Origin of the sequence: Hymenobacter psoromatis, assembly GCF_020012125.1 — a bacterium.
GTDB lineage: Bacteria > Bacteroidota > Bacteroidia > Cytophagales > Hymenobacteraceae > Hymenobacter > Hymenobacter psoromatis.
The window spans coordinates 3,733,877-3,752,262 of the sequence record NZ_JAIFAG010000001.1; the positions used below are offsets into that span (position 1 = coordinate 3,733,877).

Genomic DNA, 18,386 nt, shown 5'->3' on the forward strand with positions numbered 1-18,386 from the left:
TGAAAGCGCTCCGGCAGGTTAGTCGGGGCGCTTTTTGGTTGAATAATGGCGGGCAGGTCGGAGTAACCGTCAGAACATACTCAGAATTTGGACCTTTCAACACAACAAACTTGGACTTTTCAACAAAGCTACAGATGCGTTTTAAGGCCGAATTTTGCAGTATAAAATTTAGACCATGCAAACGTCAGAAACAGTCTTGGTAACGGGTGGCACCGGCTTTGTGGCCCTGTATTGCATCTTGCAGCTACTGCAAAAGGGGTACTACGTCAGGACCACCGTTCGCTCATTAAACAGGAAAAATGAGGTGCTTGATACGCTCCGGGCCAACGGTAGTACGGCGCTGGCTAACTTGGCCTTGGTGGAAGCCGACCTGACCAACGACGCGAATTGGGACGAGGCCGCGCGGGGCTGCGCGTATGTGCTGCACGTAGCATCTCCCATTTTCTTCACGCCTCCCAAGGATGAAAACGAGTAGCTAAAACCCGCGGTGGAAGGCACGCTGCGGGTACTGCGGGCGGCGCGCGACGCGGGCGTGAAGCGCGTGGTGCTGACGTCGAGCTTCGGCGCGGTGGGCTTCAGCCACACCGATAGCCGAACCGAAACCACCGAAGTTGACTGGACGGACCCAGCCCTAAAGGGGCTCTCTACCTATGAAAAATCGAAAGTGCTGGCCGAGCGGGCGGCCTGGAGTTTTATCGAGCAGGAAGGCGGCAGCCTGGAATTGAGCGTTATCAACCCCGTAGCTATTTTGGGTCCGTCGTTGGGCACGCACGTCTCCGGCAGCTTCGGCATCCTCCAGCATCTGCTGGACGGCTCCATCAAAGTGGTGCCCCCGATTACGTTAAACGTGGTGGACGTGCGCGATGTGGCGGATTTGCACCTGCGCGCCATGACTACTCCCGGCGCGAAGGGACAGCGCTTCATTGCCTCGGCCGATGGGCAGATTACCATGCCGGAGATTGCGCAGTTGCTGCGGGAGAAATTCCCCGCAGCGACTGCACAGGTTTCCACCAAAACGGTGCCCGGTTGGGTTGTTCGGGTGGCGTCCTTAGTCAATGCGCAAGCAAAAACGGCGGCCATGCTTTTGCAAGTAAGCCGCAACGTGAGCAATGCGAAAGCCCGCAGAATACTGAGCTGGACGCCAATTGCGAACAACCAGGAAGCCGTCCTGGCCGCGATGCGGAGCCTCCTGGAATACGCTATCGTGAAGTAAATGCGCAGTTACCCGTCAGCCTCAGCTGCGACATAAAAATAAACGCCGGCACGTTGGGGACAAGAATTTACTGAAGCTTTCCTGTTCTTATAATGATTAAAAAATGGATGCGAATAGGGAAGTAAATACCTCCGGGCCGAATGCTCAGCCGGCCAGAGCCGAAATCTCGCCGGAGCATTTCGTCCCGGACCACGTTTTTGTATATGTTACAAAAGGGGAATTACGCGCGTATGACGGCAACAAAAATTACACCCTAAAAGCTGACGAATATTGCTTGGTACGCAAAAACCATTTAGTGCGCTACGACAAAGAGAATCCTGAATTCGAGCGGATAGTCATCTGCTTTGAGGAAGCATTTCTAAAAGCTTTTCAAGAAAAACATAACATCCAGGTAAATTATTTTAATTCCGACGATGCTTTTATTAGTGTACCAAAAAATAAAATAATTCCTGACTTTATCTGTTCTTTGAAGCTTTATTATGATAATTTAGGAAAAATAAATGAGGCATTTAGTGCTGTGAAATATGAGGAGTTGCTCATTATTTTGCTACAGATTCAGCCAAAACTTGCTGGAATACTTTTTACTTACAGTACTCCTGGCAAAGTAAACCTGGAGGAGTTTATGAACAAGAATTATATTTTCAATATAAGCGTTCAACGTTTTGCTTTCCTAACTGGGCGTAGCTTATCCGTATTCAAGCGGGATTTTCAGAAAATATTTAGCAAAACACCTAATCGTTGGCTGGTGCAGAAGCGCTTGCAGGAAGCGTATTTTCTTATTGAGAAGCAAAATAAAAAACCGACCGATATTTATCTGGATTTAGGTTTTGAGAACCTATCGCACTTTTCATTTGCGTTCAGAAAGCTTTTTGGGCGTACCCCAACTGCCTTAGCGAAAAAATAATATAGCAATCGATAGTTTTTTATTTTGCGATAAGCTACCGAAACAGGATAACTGCTGCTTCGCGCAGTCAATCATTGCGTGGCCAGTCGCGCTAGTGCAACATTTACTGCTTTTCCTTCTACTTTGCGGCGGCCCTGCCCCTACCCCCTCTCGCCGCCGCGTATGCCGTTCTTTACTTTTCCGAGAAACCGTCACTTGGCCGGCCTGACGGCTTGGCTGCTGACCGCCGCGCCCGGGCTGGCCGCGCCGCCCACCGCCCTACCCTCCTTTTCGGAGCCGGGCGTGTCGCCCGACCGCCAGGAAATCGCCTTTGTATCGGGCGGCGATATCTGGACGGTGCCGGTGGCCGGCGGCGAGGCCCGGCTGCTGGTGGCCCACCCCGCCACCGAGAGCCGCCCGCTCTACGCACCCGATGGTAAGTCGCTGGCCTTCATCTCCACGCGCAGCGGCAACGGCGATATTTATCTGCTGAATTTTGCCAGCGGCGAGTTGAAAAGATTGACGTTTGACGACGCGCTGGACCAGCTCGACGGGTGGTCGGCCGATGGCAAATACCTCTATTATTCGAGCACCAGCCGCGACATCGCGGGCATGAACGACATCTACCGCGTGCCGGTGGGCGGCGGCACGCCCACCCCCGTTTCAGCCGACCGCTACGCCAACGAGTTCTTCGCCGCGCCCAGCCCCGACGGCCAGGCGCTGGCCTTTGCCGCCCGCGGCATCGCCTCCAACCAGTGGTGGCGCCACGGCCACAGCCATTTGGATGAGTCCGAAATCTGGCTGCGGCGGGCGGGCAAAGTCGGGCCAGCTTACGTCGGCCTCACGCAGGGGGGTAGCAAGGCGCTGTGGCCCATGTGGGGGCCGGGCGGCCAGAAGCTGTTTTTCACCTCCGACCAGGGCGGGCCGGAGAACATTTGGGCCGTGGCCCCGAGCGGCGGCGCGCCGCAGCAGGTCACCAATTTTAAGGAGGGTAGGGTGCTGTGGCCCAGCGCTTCGGCCGATGGCAAGCTCATCGTGTTTGAGCGCGATTTTGGCATTTGGACGCTGAATACTGAGAACGGGCAGGCGCAGCCGGTGCGTATTCAGCGGCGGGGCGCGCCGGCCGGGCCGGGCGTGGAGCGCCAGCGCTTCACCGACCGCCTGCAGGAATTGGCGCTCTCACCCGATGGCAAGAAAGTGGCCTTCATTGTGCACGGCGAAGTGTTTGCCGCCTCGGCCGCCGATGGCGGCGACGCCACCCGCCTCACCACCACCACGGCCGCCGAAACCGACCTGGCCTGGGCCCCCGACAGCCGCCGGCTGGTGTACGCCTCGGCCCGCGACGGCGCCAAGCATTTGTACAGCTACACCTTCGCCACCGGCCAGGAAACGCGCCTCACCAACGCGGCCGTGAGCGACGCGCAGCCCCGCTTCTCGCCCGATGGCAAGCTGCTGGCCTTTGAGCGCGACGCCCGGGAGTTGCGCATCCTGGACCTAGCCAGCAAGCAGGAGCGCGTGGCGGGCACCGGCCGCTTTGGCCGGCCGCCGCTCAGCGCCGAGCGCTCGTTTGTGTGGTCGCCCGATGGGCGCTGGCTGGCGTTTGCGCCCAACGGCGCGCGCGGTTTCACCAACGTGCAGGTGGTGCCCGCGGCGGGCGGCACGGCGCGGCCGGTCAGCTTTTTGGCGAATTCCAACAGCAACACGCTGAGCTGGAGCCCCGACGGCAAGTACCTGCTTTTCGACACCGGCCAGCGCACCGAGGATGCCCAGGTGGCGCGCATCGACTTGCAGCTGCGCACGCCGCGCTTCCGCGAAGACCAGTTCCGCGACTTGTTTAAGGAGACGGTACCGGGGCCGATTTCACCCGAAAAAAACCAGAACCCGCCCTTGGCGCCGGCCAAGTCCACGGCCCCTACCCCCCTCCCTTTGGCCCAAGCCGACTCGGCCCGCGCCAAGGGAGTTTCGACCAAAAAGAAGAAGGGCAAAAAGGGCGCGGCCACGGCCAGCGCAACTCCTGCCAAGCCGCCAGTAACTATCAATTTTGAGGATATTCGGCGGCGGCTGAGTTTGGTGCCGGTGGGCGTGGACGTGCGCAGCCTGGCCATCAGCCCCGATGGGAAGTGGCTGCTGCTCACGGCCACGGTGTCGAACCAGACCAATCTGTACATCTATCCGCTCGATGAATTGAGCAAGGACCCCGCCACGGCGCGGCAGCTCACGTCCACGGCCGGGGCCAAGCGCGAGGCGCAGTTTTCGCCCGATAGCAAGGAGGTGTATTTTCTGGACCAGGGCCGCATTCAGGTGGTGCCGGTGGAGGCTAAGGGCCCGGCGGCCCGCGCCGTGGCCGTGGCCGCCGAGCTGGACGTGGACTTCGAGCAGGAGAAGCTGGTGGTTTTTGACGAGGCCTGGAGCTACCTGCGCGATTTCTTCAACGACGCCACCTTCAACGGCACCGACTGGCCGGCCCAGCGCGAGAAATTCGCGCCCTACATTGCCGGCGCCCGCACCCCCGACGAGGTACGCCGCCTGGTGAACCTGATGATTGGCGAGCTCAACGCCTCGCACTCGGGCATGGGCCCGGCTGCGCCGCCCACCGGCACCGTGGCCCCCGCCACCGGCCGCCTGGGCATGCGCTTCGACGCCGCTGACTATGAGCAGAATGGCCGCCTGCGCCTCACCTCGGTGCTGCCGCTGGGTGCCGCCGCGCTGGCCGGCCTCAAGCCCGGCGACGTGCTGCTGGCCGTAAACGGCCACGCGATTTCGGGCAGCACCAATCTCGACGAGCTGCTGCAATACCAGGTGGGCCGCCGCACTACCCTCCGCGTGTCGGCCGATGGCAAGGAGCGCGACGTGGTGGTGCGCCCCCTCAGCCGCGACACCGAAAAGGCGCTCGACTACCGCCAGTGGGTGGAGGAGCGCCGCGCCTACGTGGCCCAGGCCAGCGGCGGCCGCCTCGGCTACGTGCACATGTTTGACATGAGCGCCGGCGCGCTGGCCCAGCTCTACCTCGACCTCGACGCCGAAAACATGACCCGCGACGGCGTGGTGGTAGACGTGCGCAACAACAACGGCGGTTTCGTGAACGTGTATGCCATTGATGTGCTGGCCCGCCGCAGCTACCTCAGCATGATGAGCCGGGGCATGGCCGCCCCCGTACCGGCCCGCAGCGCCCTGGGCCAGCGCAGCCTGGAGCTGCCCACGGTGCTCGTCACCAACCAGCACTCACTCTCTGATGCCGAGGACTTTAGCGAAGGCTACCGGGCCAGCAAGCTGGGTAAAATAGTGGGCGAGCCCACCGGCGGCTGGATTATCTTCACCTCCGGCACGGCCCTGCTCGACGGCTCCAGCCTGCGCCTGCCCACCAGCACCATCCGCGCCGTGCGCGATGGCAAAGTGATGGAAATGAACCCCCGCCCGGTGGATATTCCCGTGACCCGGCCCATCGGCGAGAGCTACACCAGCCACGACGCGCAGCTCGATGCGGCGGTAAAGGAGCTGCTGGGGGAGGTAGGGAAGTAGCGTTTTACTAGAACGTCATGCTGAGCTTGTCGAAGCATCTCTACCGCGCCGTTGGATGAAGCGGTAGAGATGCTTCGACAAGCTCAGCATGACGTTCAGTTTTATTTCTTCAATCCTCAAAAAAACTACTTCTCTTCCAGCAGCGGCAGCACTTCAGCTACCTCAAACAGCGAATTATAGCGTAGAATACTTTTCAGCAGCGAGGCGTGCCCGGCCCCGATGATGAGGACGATGGCTTTATCTCGCTTTACATCTACCTGCCGCAGCAAGTTGCTGTAAATGCGCACATTGCGCTTGAAGTAATCGCCGGCCACATCGGCCCCCACGTAGTTATTGCCGCCCCCAATTCGGGCCAACGTTAGCAGGTAGCCATCCATATTGGCCCGGTCAAAAGCCGCCGAATTAGCCACTTTAAACTGCTCCAGTAGTGTAGCGCCCGGAAACTCACCTCCGGCCGGCAAGGCTACTTTCCGCAGGCGGTTGCGCGACGCCAGCAACTGGCCCACGCTGTCGCCGGGCTGCACCTCCATAAAACCGTTTATAATGGCGTTTTGCCCGTGTTGCTTGGCGTAAGCCTGAGTTGCATCGAAATCCAGCCCTAGTTGGGCATCGGCGCAGTACACCCGCGGCCGGTTCAACTTGTCGGCCAGCCGGTAGCCGAGCTGGTACACCTCATTATTACCGGCCTTGAGCCGCTTTTGGCGATACAGCGCGTAAGTGCTATCCACATGCGGCTGGTCCTGCAATTGGTATTCTACGAACACCTTATCAGCTTGCGTTTTTTGAAGCTTGCTCACCAACTCATCCAGTTCGCGCTGCTTTTGTGGCGTGCGCATATCCACCGCTTTGCCGTGGATTAGGTCAGCCGCCGACGCATTGAAGTGAAATGTACCCACGATGTATACTTTGATTTTAGTGGTAGGCATGGCCGGCTCCTGGGCAGCAGCGAATTGGGCAAAGGGCAGCGCGCCAAGGGCTAGCAGGGCGCGGCAGCAGGCAGAAAGCGTCATAATCGGGGGCTTGAAAGTGATGCGGCAAAGGTGGCCGCCCGCCCTACCCCCCGAAAATTTATTATCCCAACCCGGCCGAATATTACCCCAACGCCGGAGCGGGCGGTCGTCCGGGCCGGGCGGGCATTGGGGTAATATTCGGCCGGGTTGGGATAATAGAATTCTAACAGGGCGGCCAGCCGGGCATCTTTGACCGGCCGAACGAATGGCTCTCAGCTCCTCCCTACCCATGAGAATTACCCTTACCTGGCGGTCGCTGGCCGCGTTCATCGCGCTGCTCTTCGTAGCCGGCGAAACTCACGAGCTGGTGCACACCGGCCTGGGCCGGCTGCTGTGCGGCTGCTGGGGCACCCGCAATTTCAACGTGTGGAGCCTGTGCGAATCCTGCGCCCATAAGCCGCTGCAAAACCTGGCGGCTACGCTAGCTGGCCCGCTGTTCAGCTTCGCCCTGATGTGGGCAGGCTATTTCCTGCTGGCCCCGCGCCATTCGGTGGGGTACCGGTCGCTGGGCTTCGCGCTGGTGTTTGCCAATATCCCGTTTGCCCGCATTTTGGGGGCCGTTTTTATGGGCGGCAACGATGAGGTGTACGCGCTCAGCAAAGTGATGCCCTACTATGCTGCCTGGGTGGTGGGCGGGGCGGCGGTGCTACTTGCCACGGTGCCGCCGCTAGTGCGAGCCTACGGGGCGCTGCAACCGCGGGGGCGAATCTGGGTTTTCCTGGGCTTCTTTCTGCTGCCGACCGCGCTGCTTTTCATCGTTATTTTGGGCGGCATGAACTCGTTGCTAGCCAGCGGCTTCCTGGCTACCTACTGGATTTTAGGCTCTCCCCTGCTGATTACTAGCTGGACGGCTTTGGTGCTGGTGAGCCTGGGCCTGACGTACCGGGCGCTCTTCACCCTGGGGCAGCCAGGGGCCGCGGCCCCGCGCCAAAGTTCACTGTTGCCGGCTTAGCCCGTTGTTATTTTCGACCATGAACCGCCACCGAATCCTTTTCTACCAGGTGCTAGGCTGGGCGCTGATAATCAGCTACGACCTGTTTTTTACCAGCGTCAACTTCAACCCGGCTAAAGGTAGCCTGACTAAATTACTACTGGTAAAGTTCACGCTCTGGCTGGCCACCACGGGCTTGTTTTACTACTGCTACCTGTTCGTATTCGGGCGGGGGCTACAGCCGGGACGCTGGCTGGTGCTGGTGCTGGGAATACTAGGTACACCGATGGTATTCGCGGGCACCCGCTACCTACTGGATGAGGTGCTAATGCCACTTCTGTTTGGCTTTCGCAACTACAACCCCGATGTTACTCTGCTGTACTACGTGCAGGACAATGCCTATTTCCTCCCCCCCACCATCGTGCTGGCCGGGGCGGCGGTGCTGGTGCGCGACGCCTTTGTGCGCGAAAAGGAGCGCGAAAACCAGCTGCAAATTCAGCTGCTGGAGCAGGCCAAAACCCAGGCCGAGCTAGCGTTTCTGCGCAGCCAGATAAACCCGCATTTCCTCTACAACACCCTCAACTACCTCTACGCCACGGCCTACGAGGTGTCGGAGCCACTGGCCGAGGCGGTGCTGCGCCTTTCTGACCTCATGCGCTACCTGCTGCACGACAGCCCCGATGGCCAGGTAGAGCTGAGCCAGGAAGTGGAGTACGTGGAGAATTACCTGGCCCTGCACCGGCTGCGCTTCGAGGAGAATTTCTTCGTGAATTTCGAGCAGGCCGGCCTACCCCCCGGCGGGCAGCGGGTGGCCACGCTGCTGCTCATTCCGTTCGTCGAAAACGCGCTCAAGCACGGCGTGGTGAACCAGGCGGCGCATCCGGTGGATATTCAGCTCACGCTGGCCGCGCCGGGGCAGTTGCGCTTCACGGTGCGTAACCGCATCCATCAGCACCAGAAGGACGCCACCACCGGCGTGGGCCTGCCCAACATCCGGCGGCGGCTGGCGCTGCTGTACCCCGGCCGCCACGCGCTGCGCGTGCACGATGATGGGATTACGTATGAAGCGCATCTGGAACTGAGCTTGTAGGTTAGTAGCGCGAAGCTTCCGCTTCGTGCGCGAGCGCGAGCGAGCATGGTCGTTCGCACCGCTTGGTTCCGCCTGCTCGCGTTGCTCGCGCACGAAGCAGAAGCTTCGCGCTACTTTCCCCTACCCCCCTATGCTGCGCTGTATTGCCGTTGATGATGAAGCTTTTGCGACCCGGCTGCTGGCCAGCTACATCCAGAAGCTGCCGGGCCTGGCGCTGGCCGGCACCACCACCAACCCGCTCGAAGCCCTGCAATGGGTGCAGGAAGGCCGCGCCGACCTGGTGTTTCTCGACATCCAGATGCCCGAGCTCACGGGGTTGCAGTTCCTGAAAATCTGCGGCCACCGCTGCAAGGTCATCCTCACCACCGCCTACCCCGAGTATGCGCTGGAGGGCTACGAGCACGACGTGGTGGACTACTTGCTCAAGCCCATTGCCTTCGACCGCTTTGTGCGGGCCGTGCAAAAGGCGCAGGCGCTGCTGCCCGCCGCCGCGCCGCCCGCCCTACCCCCCCCGGCCGCGCCAGGCGCGCCGGCGGCCCCTACCCCCGATTATTTGTTCGTGAAGGGCGACAGCAAGAACAAGTATCTCAAGCTCAACTACGCGGATATTCTCTACATTCAAGGGCTAAAGAATTACGTGTCCATTCACACGGCCGGCCAGCGCATTATCACTTACCTCACGCTGCGCGAGCTGGCCGCGCAGCTGCCGCAGCCGCCCTTCGTGCGAGTGCATAAGTCGTTCATTATCTCGCTCGACCACCTGCGGCTGGTGGATGGCCACACGCTGCACGTGGGCCAGGAAGAAATATTGGTGGGCGACACCTACCGCGAGGACTTTTTCCGGCTGATTCGGGAGAAAGGGTAGGCCGGGCTTCAGGCAATTTTCGGGTGGCGGCACTGCTACGTGTGCCGCCGACGCAACTCTACCGATAAAGTGCATTATTGCAGTTCAGGTAAAAATATTTTTTGCCACGTAGCTGACCTTCAAGGTATTTTTTGTTCTTCTTCATCAAAAATTTTCTTCTTCATAATATGTTCATTGGAAATAAATCTCTAGCTTTGAAATAAGCTAAGGCTAGCAGCTAATAAAAGCCGCTAGGTCTAGCTATTTTAATCCTTTTCCTTCATTTATGAAGATGCTTACCCCCCCCCCCGCAACACAGCGGCTCCCGGCTCCGGGCGGCGCTAACCGCCGCCGCGCTGGCCGCCAGCGTCATGAGCTGTAACCGCGACCAGGTGGTGCCCGCCGCGCCGTCCGCCGTCACGCAGACCAACCAGGAGCTGGCCACCGTGGCCAAAGCCCTGGCCCGCACCCTGGGCACCGAGGCCGCCTACCGGCAGCTGCTGAAGGCGGAAGCCCTCAAGCAGTTCGATGGCGACTACGACGTGCTCTACCGGGCCTTCACCGACCTACAGCCCACCTTCGGGCAGCGCATGGATGAGCTGGTGGCGCAAAGCCCCACCGGCCAGGCGCTCACGGGCATGGCCGACGTGCTGGCCCACGTACCTAACCTCAACATCTCAGTGCCGGTCAACATCAACAAGTGGAGCGCCGACACCTACAGCCCGCTGGTACTGTTCATCCCGGCCGACTTCGACGAGAAAACCTACACCAAGCCCCTGCAAGCCTACGATAAGGATGGCCAGGTCCACTTGCTCGACGCGAAAAAGGCCCCGGATTACCCGGTAGTCGTCATCGGCCCCAGCGAGCGCGTCAAAGGCACCGCCCTGACGAGCGAATACTTTGGGCCAGGCAAGGGACAAAACCAGGGCAAGGAAGCTAACGGCGTGCCGGGCGGGAAGGGCACTAATAAGTTGCTTCCTCCTGATGATGGTGGCGGCGGTGCTCCTTATATGCCCCCACCCCCGATAGGCCAACCGTATACTACTTGCCGCACGGATAACCAGACGGAGTATTTGCGCAGCTTGTGGATGAAGGATGTGAGCGAGTATGAGGCTTGGATTTTAGGCCAGCCCGAAATTCATCTCATTATAATGTCCCCGATAGGTGGGGCCTCCGGTAGTACGCTACTCGATGCCATGTATACCATGTCTAGAGGTGCTATTGAAGATACTTGGTACTGCAACACGGGTCTCTACTACTGGGACAAAAGTACAGTCAGCAATTCCGTAGGATATCTATGGTATGAGCAGGATGAAGGCGACAGTTCAATCGATGTCAAACTAACCATCGGCTACAAAAGCGACAAAGGCCTGAACGCCTCAACCGAGGTAACGTTTAAAATCAAGAATAAGGACGATGTCATTTCGACTAGTCCGATGAATTTTGATTTCTGTCCCTCAGAAAAATATTATACTGGTGGAACAGCTGGTAGCAGAGCCTTTCGCTGGACTCTCGAAAACCGTCCTTAGCCATGCAAGTGCTTATCAATGACCTATGCATTTTTTGCAAAGGCAAAGAGACAGGCAGTTTTCTTTGGATTGTTTGCTTGTCACTTTTACTGCTTCCAATCATTGGCAATTGTCAACGGTTAGAAGTAGTAGGGGCAGAAATGAGCTTGAATGTAACCCAAACTTCAGTCTCTCCAAATGTCATAGCCCTATCGCCTTATACCCTCGCAACCAATGTTACAGGGACTCGATACGATGACATTGGCTATCGATTTGCCGCATATGCCCGCTGGCAAATAAAGCGGTCGCGCCTGTTTATTCAGCCAGAGGTAGGCTACACCTCAACCAAAGGGCAACCCTACCTAGTGTTTTACGACGCAGTTCCTATTTCATTTGGCCCTTATTATTTTACTTTTGGTCACCATATCCGACGGTGGGAAATAGCTGCTTTGGGGGGCTTACATACTGGGCGACACACTTACGTGTTACTCGGTCCGGTACTAACCTTTAATCAACGAGAGAATCTACTGGAAGTGACACCTGGCTATCCAGCCTCAGCTGCCATTTTTAATAGCCTATTTCAAAGTGTACAGCCAGTGCAACTACTTGGTCAACTAGGGGTAGGGGTTACGTTCGGCCGTTTCGATTTCAATCTGCGCCTGGAGCAGAGCCTGACCCCTTACACGCGCCGCTTTACGTTCGACGGTAGCACCTACGGCTACCGGCAGCAAATTCGGCAAGGGCTGGCTACGGCGGGCTTTCTACTCTACAAGGCCAAGCCGCAGCCCGCGCCCGGCCGGGAGTAAGGACCGGCGCGGCTTGTTCCGGCAAAGTGAGCTTCAATACCGGGTCGGCTACCTGCCTGTCGCCATGCGCGTCAGGTTCTGGCAGCCGGCCCGGCAGGGGCTACCGCGCCATCAGGGCTGCAAACTAATTTATCGTGGGGGGCTGCTTTTCCGGCGGCGGGCAGGGGCTAGCGAATTATGCCCCAACGCAGACAACTCATTGCTGGATTTATAACCTATTTACCGATGAAAACTCATTTCATTTCCGGGCTTATTTTCTGCGCCCTACTTGGTGGGCTGCTGGGCTGCCAGAAGAAGGAAGAGCCAATTCCTGCCGAGCCGCTGACCTTTTCCTTTCAGTTGCTCAATGAGCAAGGCCAGGAAACCAGCGTTTTCGCGGAGGGCCAGAATATTACCTTTCATTTCGAGGCGCGGAATAATACGGACCAGACGATGTTTCTGCTCACTGACCTTCGGAACCTGGACTACCAGGGGCTACCAAGCATTTATAGCTTTACCAAAGGTGTTCCGCAGTTAGTGGGCCGGCCTTACGATGGCCTGTGCGTGAACTATGTGGGTGGCCCTCATCCCTTGCCCGCGCATGATGTACTGCAATTCACCATCAAATGGCTAGAACCAACCAAGCCTGCTAATTCATTTGAGAACGAGCCATTTTGTACGCACGCGGCCACTACTACTCTACCTAAAGGTCACTACTACGCTTCCTTTTCCGCGTCGTTCGTCTGGTATCAGGATGGCGTTGCTACTACCGAAACTGCCCCACCAACTATGGTGCGGGAGTTTGACGTGCAATAATCTTTTTCTATTTCTTTTCCACTTTTCTTATGAAATACATTTACCTTTTTTTGTCTATGAGCATTATTGGCCGGGTTGCGGAAGCGCAGATACCTGTCAGAAGTGTTCAACAGTTGACCCAACCAGCCGAACACCCAGCCAGTAAATTTTCAACTGCTTTGCCCGTTCTACGGCTTCAGGCTCCTGATGTGTCGGCGCTGGTGAAGGAAGACCAGTGCGGAGTACGACAGGGAGTTTTACCGCATTTTGGCAAGCCGGTATCCCTGGCAGTCAACTTGTTACCTGCCGGGAGCTGGGAGCCGGCGACGGGTGGCCGGCGGTGGAGGCTATCCTTAACTTCACCGGGTGCCCGCTCGCTCAACTTTGTGTTTGATAAGTTTTTCCTGCCGCCAGGGGCCGAGTTATATCTCTACAACGCCGACCGGAGCGTAGTAATGGGTCCCATCACCGCGGCTCAGAACACAGAAGCCAGAATATTCGCTACTGACCTGCTCAAGGGTGAAGTAGTAACATTTGAATTGTTTGAGCCAACTGCGTTTCGAGGGCAGAGCATATTACACGCGGACCAGGTAGTGCATGGCTACCAAGACTTGCCCGGCCAGCCCTACGCTGGTTATGGGCAATCAGCCCCCTGCAACGTGGACATCAATTGCTCAGCCGGCAGGGACTGGCAAACAGAGTCTAATGCTGTTGCTCTGATACTCTTGCCTAACGGCCAATATTCCACCGGCACTTTGTTAAATGACAATTGCAAAAGTTTAATTCCTAATTTTTTAACCGCCTACCACAGCATCAATGGTATGGACGCGAACAGAATGGTATTTCGCTTTCAGTACAAGAGTTCTACCTGCGCCGGAGCTGAACCAACTAATTACCTTTCCTTTTCAGGCGCGCAGGTAGTTGCTTCTTATCAGTCTACTGATTTTGCGCTACTCAGGCTTAATCAGCGTCCGCCAACTGGCAGTCCCATTACCTACGCGGGCTGGAATCGGACAACTACTCCGGCTACCAGCGCGGCTAGCTTGCACCACGCGGCGGGTGACGTGATGAAAATCTCGCTTGCGCCAAGCGGTGTGCAACCCTTTTTAGCTACTTATTGGCACACCAACTTTACGGTTGGTACTACGCAGCCCGGCTCATCGGGCGCAGCGCTGTTCGACCAGAACCATTTAGTAGTCGGACAGCTATACGGTGATGCAACCAACGACACCCGCCCGTACTGCGACAAGCACGATGGCGACTACGGCCGCTTCGACCTCTCCTGGACCGGGGGCGGCACCCCGCAAACGCGGCTCTCGGACTGGCTGACGACGGACCCAAGCGTGACGCAGGTGCCGACCGTAATTAATCCCTCGTTAACCGGTCCCGACCAAGTATGCTCCCAAACGGCTTTGTTCCAATCTAATACGACGCTGGTGTGGGCGGCTACCCCGGCTGGCTTGTTTACCAACAGCTCTAGTTATGGTAGTCAGCTATTTACAGCGGCGGCGGCGGGGGCGGCGGGGACGGGCACCATCACGGGCACCTTGCCCGGAGCCTGCGTCCCGAGCGTGACCAAAACCGTGCGGGTAGGCTCGGAGCCGAGCGGCTACTTCTACGGCGGCGGTGTCAGCAGTAGCCAGACACTACAAACTGTGCAATACGTGACGGGTGGGCAGATAAGTATGTTTCTGAACGAGGGCGCTAATTTCACGTTTTCCAGCTCGCCTGCCATTCAGCTCAGCAGCTACTCTGGCCGCTCTACTTCTTTTTACCTGCCGGCGGGGTAGGGCGTGCAAATCAACGTGTCCGCGCCTGGCTCGCCATGCGCGCTGGCCGGCAGTTTCGCGTTTGCCCCCCCGCAACATGTACTCCTATCGCTCTGCCCCCAACCCGGTGAGCGACGAGCTGTTGGTAACGGCCGCCGACCCCGACCAGCCCACCGACGCGCCCGCCCGCCTTAGTAGTCTCACCGCCGATAGCGCCGCGCTTGAAACGACGCTATATGACAACTACGGCCGGCCGGTGAAGACGCAGCACAGTGCACACGGTCAGGCCATGCTCAATGTGCGCGACCTGCCCAACGGCCTCTACCACCTGCGCACGGGCCACGGCAAGGGCTTAGTGACCGAACATATTCAGGTAATACACTGACCAGCAATAATTTTAACATTGACTTTTTAAGAGGCTCCGCTGTCACAGCGGAGCCTCTTTTTATTGCTGCCCACTGATTAAAAACTCCCTACCCCCGCCAACCGCTGCAACGCCGGGCGGGCGATTATGTCTTTTTCAGGAAAAAGCTGCATCTTGCCAGTTGAACCTATCTGGCGGCCTCTAATCTTTCCTGCTTTTGAAACGACGTGACTTTGTGGGCCTCACCGGCCTGGCGACCGGAGCCCTGCTCCTACCCCCCTTTCCCGGCCGGGCCGGCACGCTCGTGGACCCCGCCCGCCTGCTGGAGCCCGGCCTCGACGTGGCCGCCAAAAAGCGCCTCGCCGACGCGGCCCTAAACGCGGCCAAAAGCGCCGGTGCCAGCTACGCCGACGTACGCATCGGCCGCTACCTCAACCAGAGCATTTTCACCCGCGAAAAGCAGGTGCAGAACATTGCCAGCGGCGAGAGCTTCGGGGCCGGCGTGCGCGTGATTGCCAACGGCAGCTGGGGCTTTGGTGCCACCAACGACGTGAGTGACAAGGGCCTGGTCAAAGCCGCGCAGCTGGCCGTGGCAATGGCCAAGGCCAACGCCAAAACCCAGAAGGAGCCGGTGCAGCTGGCCCCGCAAAAGGGCTACGGCGAGGTGAGCTGGCGCACGCCCATCAAGCAAAATGCTTTTGAGGTGCCCGTAGCCCAGAAGGCCGAGCTACTGCTGGCTGCCAACGCGGCGGCGCTCGCCAACGGCGCCAACTTCGTCAATTCCAGCCTGTTTCAGATAAACGAACAGAAGTACTTTGCCAGCACCGACGGCTCGTATATCGACCAGGATATCCACCGCATCTGGCCCACGTTTTCGGTCACGGCCATCGACCGGGCTAGCGGCAAGTTCAAGACCCGCGATGCGCTCAGCTCGCCGATGGGCCTTGGCCACGAGTACCTTACCCCCCTCGCCGTGGACAAAGTGGCGGGTCCCGCCGGCACCGGTCTCATCGGCTACCGCAACAGCTACGACATCCTGGAAGATGCCGCCCTGGCCGCCCGCCAGGCCAAGGCCAAGCTCACCGCCACCTCAGTGCTGGCCGGCAAATACGACCTCGTGCTGGACCCTAACCACTTGGGCCTCACCATCCATGAGAGCATCGGCCACCCGCTGGAGCTGGACCGCGTGCTGGGCTACGAGGCCAACTACGCCGGCACCAGCTTCGCTACCCTGGAGTGGCGGGCCAAGGGCCTGCCCTACGGCTCGAAGCAGGTCAATATCATCGCCGACAAGACGCAACCCGGCTCGCTGGGCGCGGTGGGCTGGGACGATGAAGGCGTGAAAACCAAGGAGTGGACGCTCATCGACCAGGGCAAACTCGTTGATTACGAGAAGATTCGCGACCAGGCGCACATCGTGGGCCAGAATGCCTCCGATGGCTGCTGCTACGCCGACTCCTGGGATGCGGTGCAGTTTCAACGGATGCCCAACGTGAGCCTGCGCCCCGGTACCGCCAAAATGAGCGTGGACGACCTGATAAGTGGCGTGGACAAGGGCATCTACATCGCCGGCCGGGGCTCCTACTCCATTGACCAGCAGCGCTATAACTTCCAGTTTGGCGGCCAGGTGTTTTACGCCATTGAGAAAGGCAAAATTGCTGGCATGCTCGACGATGTGGCCTACCAGGCCAACACCCAAGAATTCTGGAATTCGTGCGTGGCCGTGTGTGACGCCTCGGACTACCGAATGTTCGGCTCGTTCTTCGATGGCAAGGGCCAGCCTTCGCAGGTGTCGGCCGTGAGCCACGGCTCGGCCAGCTCGCGGTTTAATGCGGTTAATGTCATTAATACGGCCCGTAAGATTGGGTAGCTTTTCTGCTAGCACCGCCTGTCATTGCGAGCGCAACATTCTTATTCCTTCAAACCTCTAAAACTCTTACCCCCTTGAACAGACGCGACTTCACTACCCTCACCGGCCTGGCCGCCGGGGCCTTGTGGCTCCCGAGCTTCCCGAGCCTGGCCGGCAACCTCGTGGACCCGGCCCAGCTGCTGGAGCCAGGCCTCGACGCGGCCCAGAAAAAGCGCCTTGCCGACGTGGCCCTGAACGCGGCGAAGGCCGCCGGTGCCAACTATGCCGACGTGCGCATTCAGCGCACGCTCAACCAGGGCATCTTCACCCGCGAGAAGCAGGTGCAGAACATCGCTAGCGGCGAGAGCTTTGGGGTAGGCATTCGGGTGATTGCCAACGGCACCTGGGGCTTCGCGGCGACCAATAATGTGAGCGACGCGGGCATTGCCAAAACCGCGCAGCAGGCCGTGGCCATCGCCAAAGCCAACTCGAAAGTGCAGAAGGAGCCTGTGAAGCTGGCTCCGCAAAAGGGCTACGGCGAGGTGAGCTGGAAGGCACCGATTGAGAAAAACGCCTTTGAGGTGCCGGTGAAGGAAAAGGTGGACTTGCTGCTGGCCGCCAACGGCGCGGCGCTGGAAAATGGCGCGTCGTTCGTGAACTCGGCGCTGTTTCAAGTGAATGAGCAGAAGTACTTTGCCAGCACCGACGGCTCGTACATCGACCAGGATATTCACCGCATCTGGCCCACGTTTTCGGTCACGGTAGTGGACCGGGCCAGCGGCAAATTTCGCTCGCGCCAGGCGCTGAGCGTACCGATGGGCATGGGCTACGAGTACCTCACGCCCAAGGCCGCCGACAAGATAGCCGGCCCCACCGGCTCGGGCGTGATTGGCTACAAAAACAGCTACGATATTCTGGAAGACGCGGCCCTGGCCGCCAAGCAAACCAAGCTCAAGATTACCGCCAAGTCGGTGACGCCGGGCAAGTACGACCTTGTGCTCGACCCGCACCACCTGGGCCTGACCATCCACGAATCGGTGGGCCACCCGCTGGAACTGGACCGTGTGCTGGGCTACGAGGCCAACTTCGCGGGCACCTCGTTTGCTACCCTCGATTGGCGCAAGAAGGGCCTACCCTACGGCTCGAAGCAGGTGAATATTGTGGCTGATAAGCTGCAAGCCAACTCGCTGGGCGCGGTGGGCTGGGACGATGAAGGCGTGAAAACCAAGGAGTGGACGCTCATCGACCAGGGCAAACTCATTGACTACGAGAAAATTCGCGACCAGGCTTACATCGTGGGTCAAGATGCGTCGGATGGCTGCTGCTACTCACAGTCGTGGCGCGACGTGCAGTTCCAGCGGATGCCCAACGTAAGCCTGCGCCCCAGCACCGCTAAGATGACGCCCGATGAGTTGGTGAAGGGGGTAGAGAAAGGCATCTACATCGCCGGCAACGGCTCGTTTTCGATTGACCAGCAGCGCTATAACTCGCAGTTTGGCGGCCAGGTATTCTACGCCATCGAGAACGGCAAAATCACCGAAATGCTCGAAGACGTGGCTTATCAGACCAATACGCTCGAATTCTGGGGTGCCTGTGCCGGCTCGTGCGATGCGTCGGACTACCGCTTCGCGGGTTTCTTTAATGATGGCAAGGGCCAGCCTTCACAAAGCTCGGCAGTGAGCCACGGCTCGGCTACCTCGCGGTTTAATGGGGTCAATATTATTAACACGGCCCGCAAGATTGGGTAACAAATCGTCTGTCCTTGCGAACGCAACATTCTGCGCATCAAGCAGAGGTGAAGCGCTCGCAAGGACAAGCGATTAAGT

At 58.7% G+C, this 18,386-nt stretch carries 13 protein-coding genes and 1 pseudogene; 13 read left to right on the plus strand and 1 reads right to left on the minus strand.

From position 1 onward, the window contains the following. The first annotated feature begins 175 nt into the window (after positions 1-175). The 3 genes and pseudogenes from LC531_RS16080 (at position 176) to LC531_RS16090 (ending at position 5,615) form a co-directional block, all read left to right on the plus strand. Positions 176-1,213 (plus strand): annotated as a pseudogene (locus LC531_RS16080) (SDR family oxidoreductase). A 103-nt stretch (positions 1,214-1,316) separates the two neighbouring features. Next, positions 1,317-2,117 carry an AraC family transcriptional regulator gene (locus LC531_RS16085; protein WP_223652040.1) on the plus strand — a complete coding sequence of 267 codons (801 nt, stop codon included), beginning with the start codon at positions 1,317-1,319 and terminating at the stop codon, positions 2,115-2,117. A 162-nt stretch (positions 2,118-2,279) separates the two neighbouring features. After that, a complete protein-coding gene (locus LC531_RS16090) occupies positions 2,280-5,615 on the plus strand; it encodes a S41 family peptidase (RefSeq protein WP_223652042.1) in 3,336 nt (1,111 codons plus the stop codon). Between the two features lie 125 nt (positions 5,616-5,740). Here the strand turns inward: LC531_RS16090 and LC531_RS16095 are convergent, their stop codons facing one another. Beyond that, entirely contained in the window at positions 5,741-6,625 is an 885-nt protein-coding gene (locus LC531_RS16095) for a DUF5694 domain-containing protein (protein WP_223652044.1), read from the minus strand. 229 nt (positions 6,626-6,854) lie between these two features. Here LC531_RS16095 and LC531_RS16100 point away from each other — a divergent pair, with 229 nt between their 5' ends. From LC531_RS16100 to LC531_RS16145, 10 genes are all read left to right on the plus strand, one after another. After that, positions 6,855-7,577, plus strand: coding sequence for a hypothetical protein (locus tag LC531_RS16100; protein WP_223652047.1), 723 nt, complete (start codon positions 6,855-6,857; stop codon positions 7,575-7,577). 19 nt (positions 7,578-7,596) lie between these two features. After that, positions 7,597-8,646 (plus strand): sensor histidine kinase, encoded by a 1,050-nt coding sequence (locus LC531_RS16105; RefSeq protein ID WP_223652049.1) that lies wholly within the window; start codon positions 7,597-7,599, stop codon positions 8,644-8,646. A gap of 130 nt (positions 8,647-8,776) precedes the next feature. Next, entirely contained in the window at positions 8,777-9,511 is a 735-nt protein-coding gene (locus LC531_RS16110) for a LytR/AlgR family response regulator transcription factor (RefSeq protein WP_223652051.1), read from the plus strand. A gap of 350 nt (positions 9,512-9,861) precedes the next feature. Beyond that, positions 9,862-11,019, plus strand: a complete 1,158-nt coding sequence (locus LC531_RS16115) for a DUF3103 family protein (protein WP_223652053.1) — start codon at positions 9,862-9,864, stop codon at positions 11,017-11,019. Positions 11,020-11,594: 575 nt separating this feature from the next. Continuing rightward, positions 11,595-11,804, plus strand: a complete 210-nt coding sequence (locus LC531_RS16120; protein WP_223652061.1) for a hypothetical protein — start codon at positions 11,595-11,597, stop codon at positions 11,802-11,804. Positions 11,805-12,029: 225 nt separating this feature from the next. Continuing rightward, positions 12,030-12,599, plus strand: a complete 570-nt coding sequence (locus LC531_RS16125) for a hypothetical protein (protein WP_223652063.1) — start codon at positions 12,030-12,032, stop codon at positions 12,597-12,599. 1,073 nt (positions 12,600-13,672) lie between these two features. Continuing rightward, complete coding sequence (locus tag LC531_RS16130) at positions 13,673-14,368, plus strand: hypothetical protein (protein WP_223652066.1); 696 nt, start codon at positions 13,673-13,675, stop codon at positions 14,366-14,368. Positions 14,369-14,444: 76 nt separating this feature from the next. After that, on the plus strand, positions 14,445-14,732 hold the full coding sequence (locus tag LC531_RS16135) for a T9SS type A sorting domain-containing protein (protein WP_223652068.1): 288 nt from the start codon (positions 14,445-14,447) through the stop codon (positions 14,730-14,732). Positions 14,733-14,928: 196 nt separating this feature from the next. Then, entirely contained in the window at positions 14,929-16,581 is a 1,653-nt protein-coding gene (locus LC531_RS16140; protein ID WP_223652071.1) for a TldD/PmbA family protein, read from the plus strand. A 74-nt stretch (positions 16,582-16,655) separates the two neighbouring features. Further along, positions 16,656-18,308, plus strand: a complete 1,653-nt coding sequence (locus LC531_RS16145) for a TldD/PmbA family protein (protein ID WP_223652073.1) — start codon at positions 16,656-16,658, stop codon at positions 18,306-18,308. Positions 18,309-18,386: the final 78 nt, after the last annotated feature.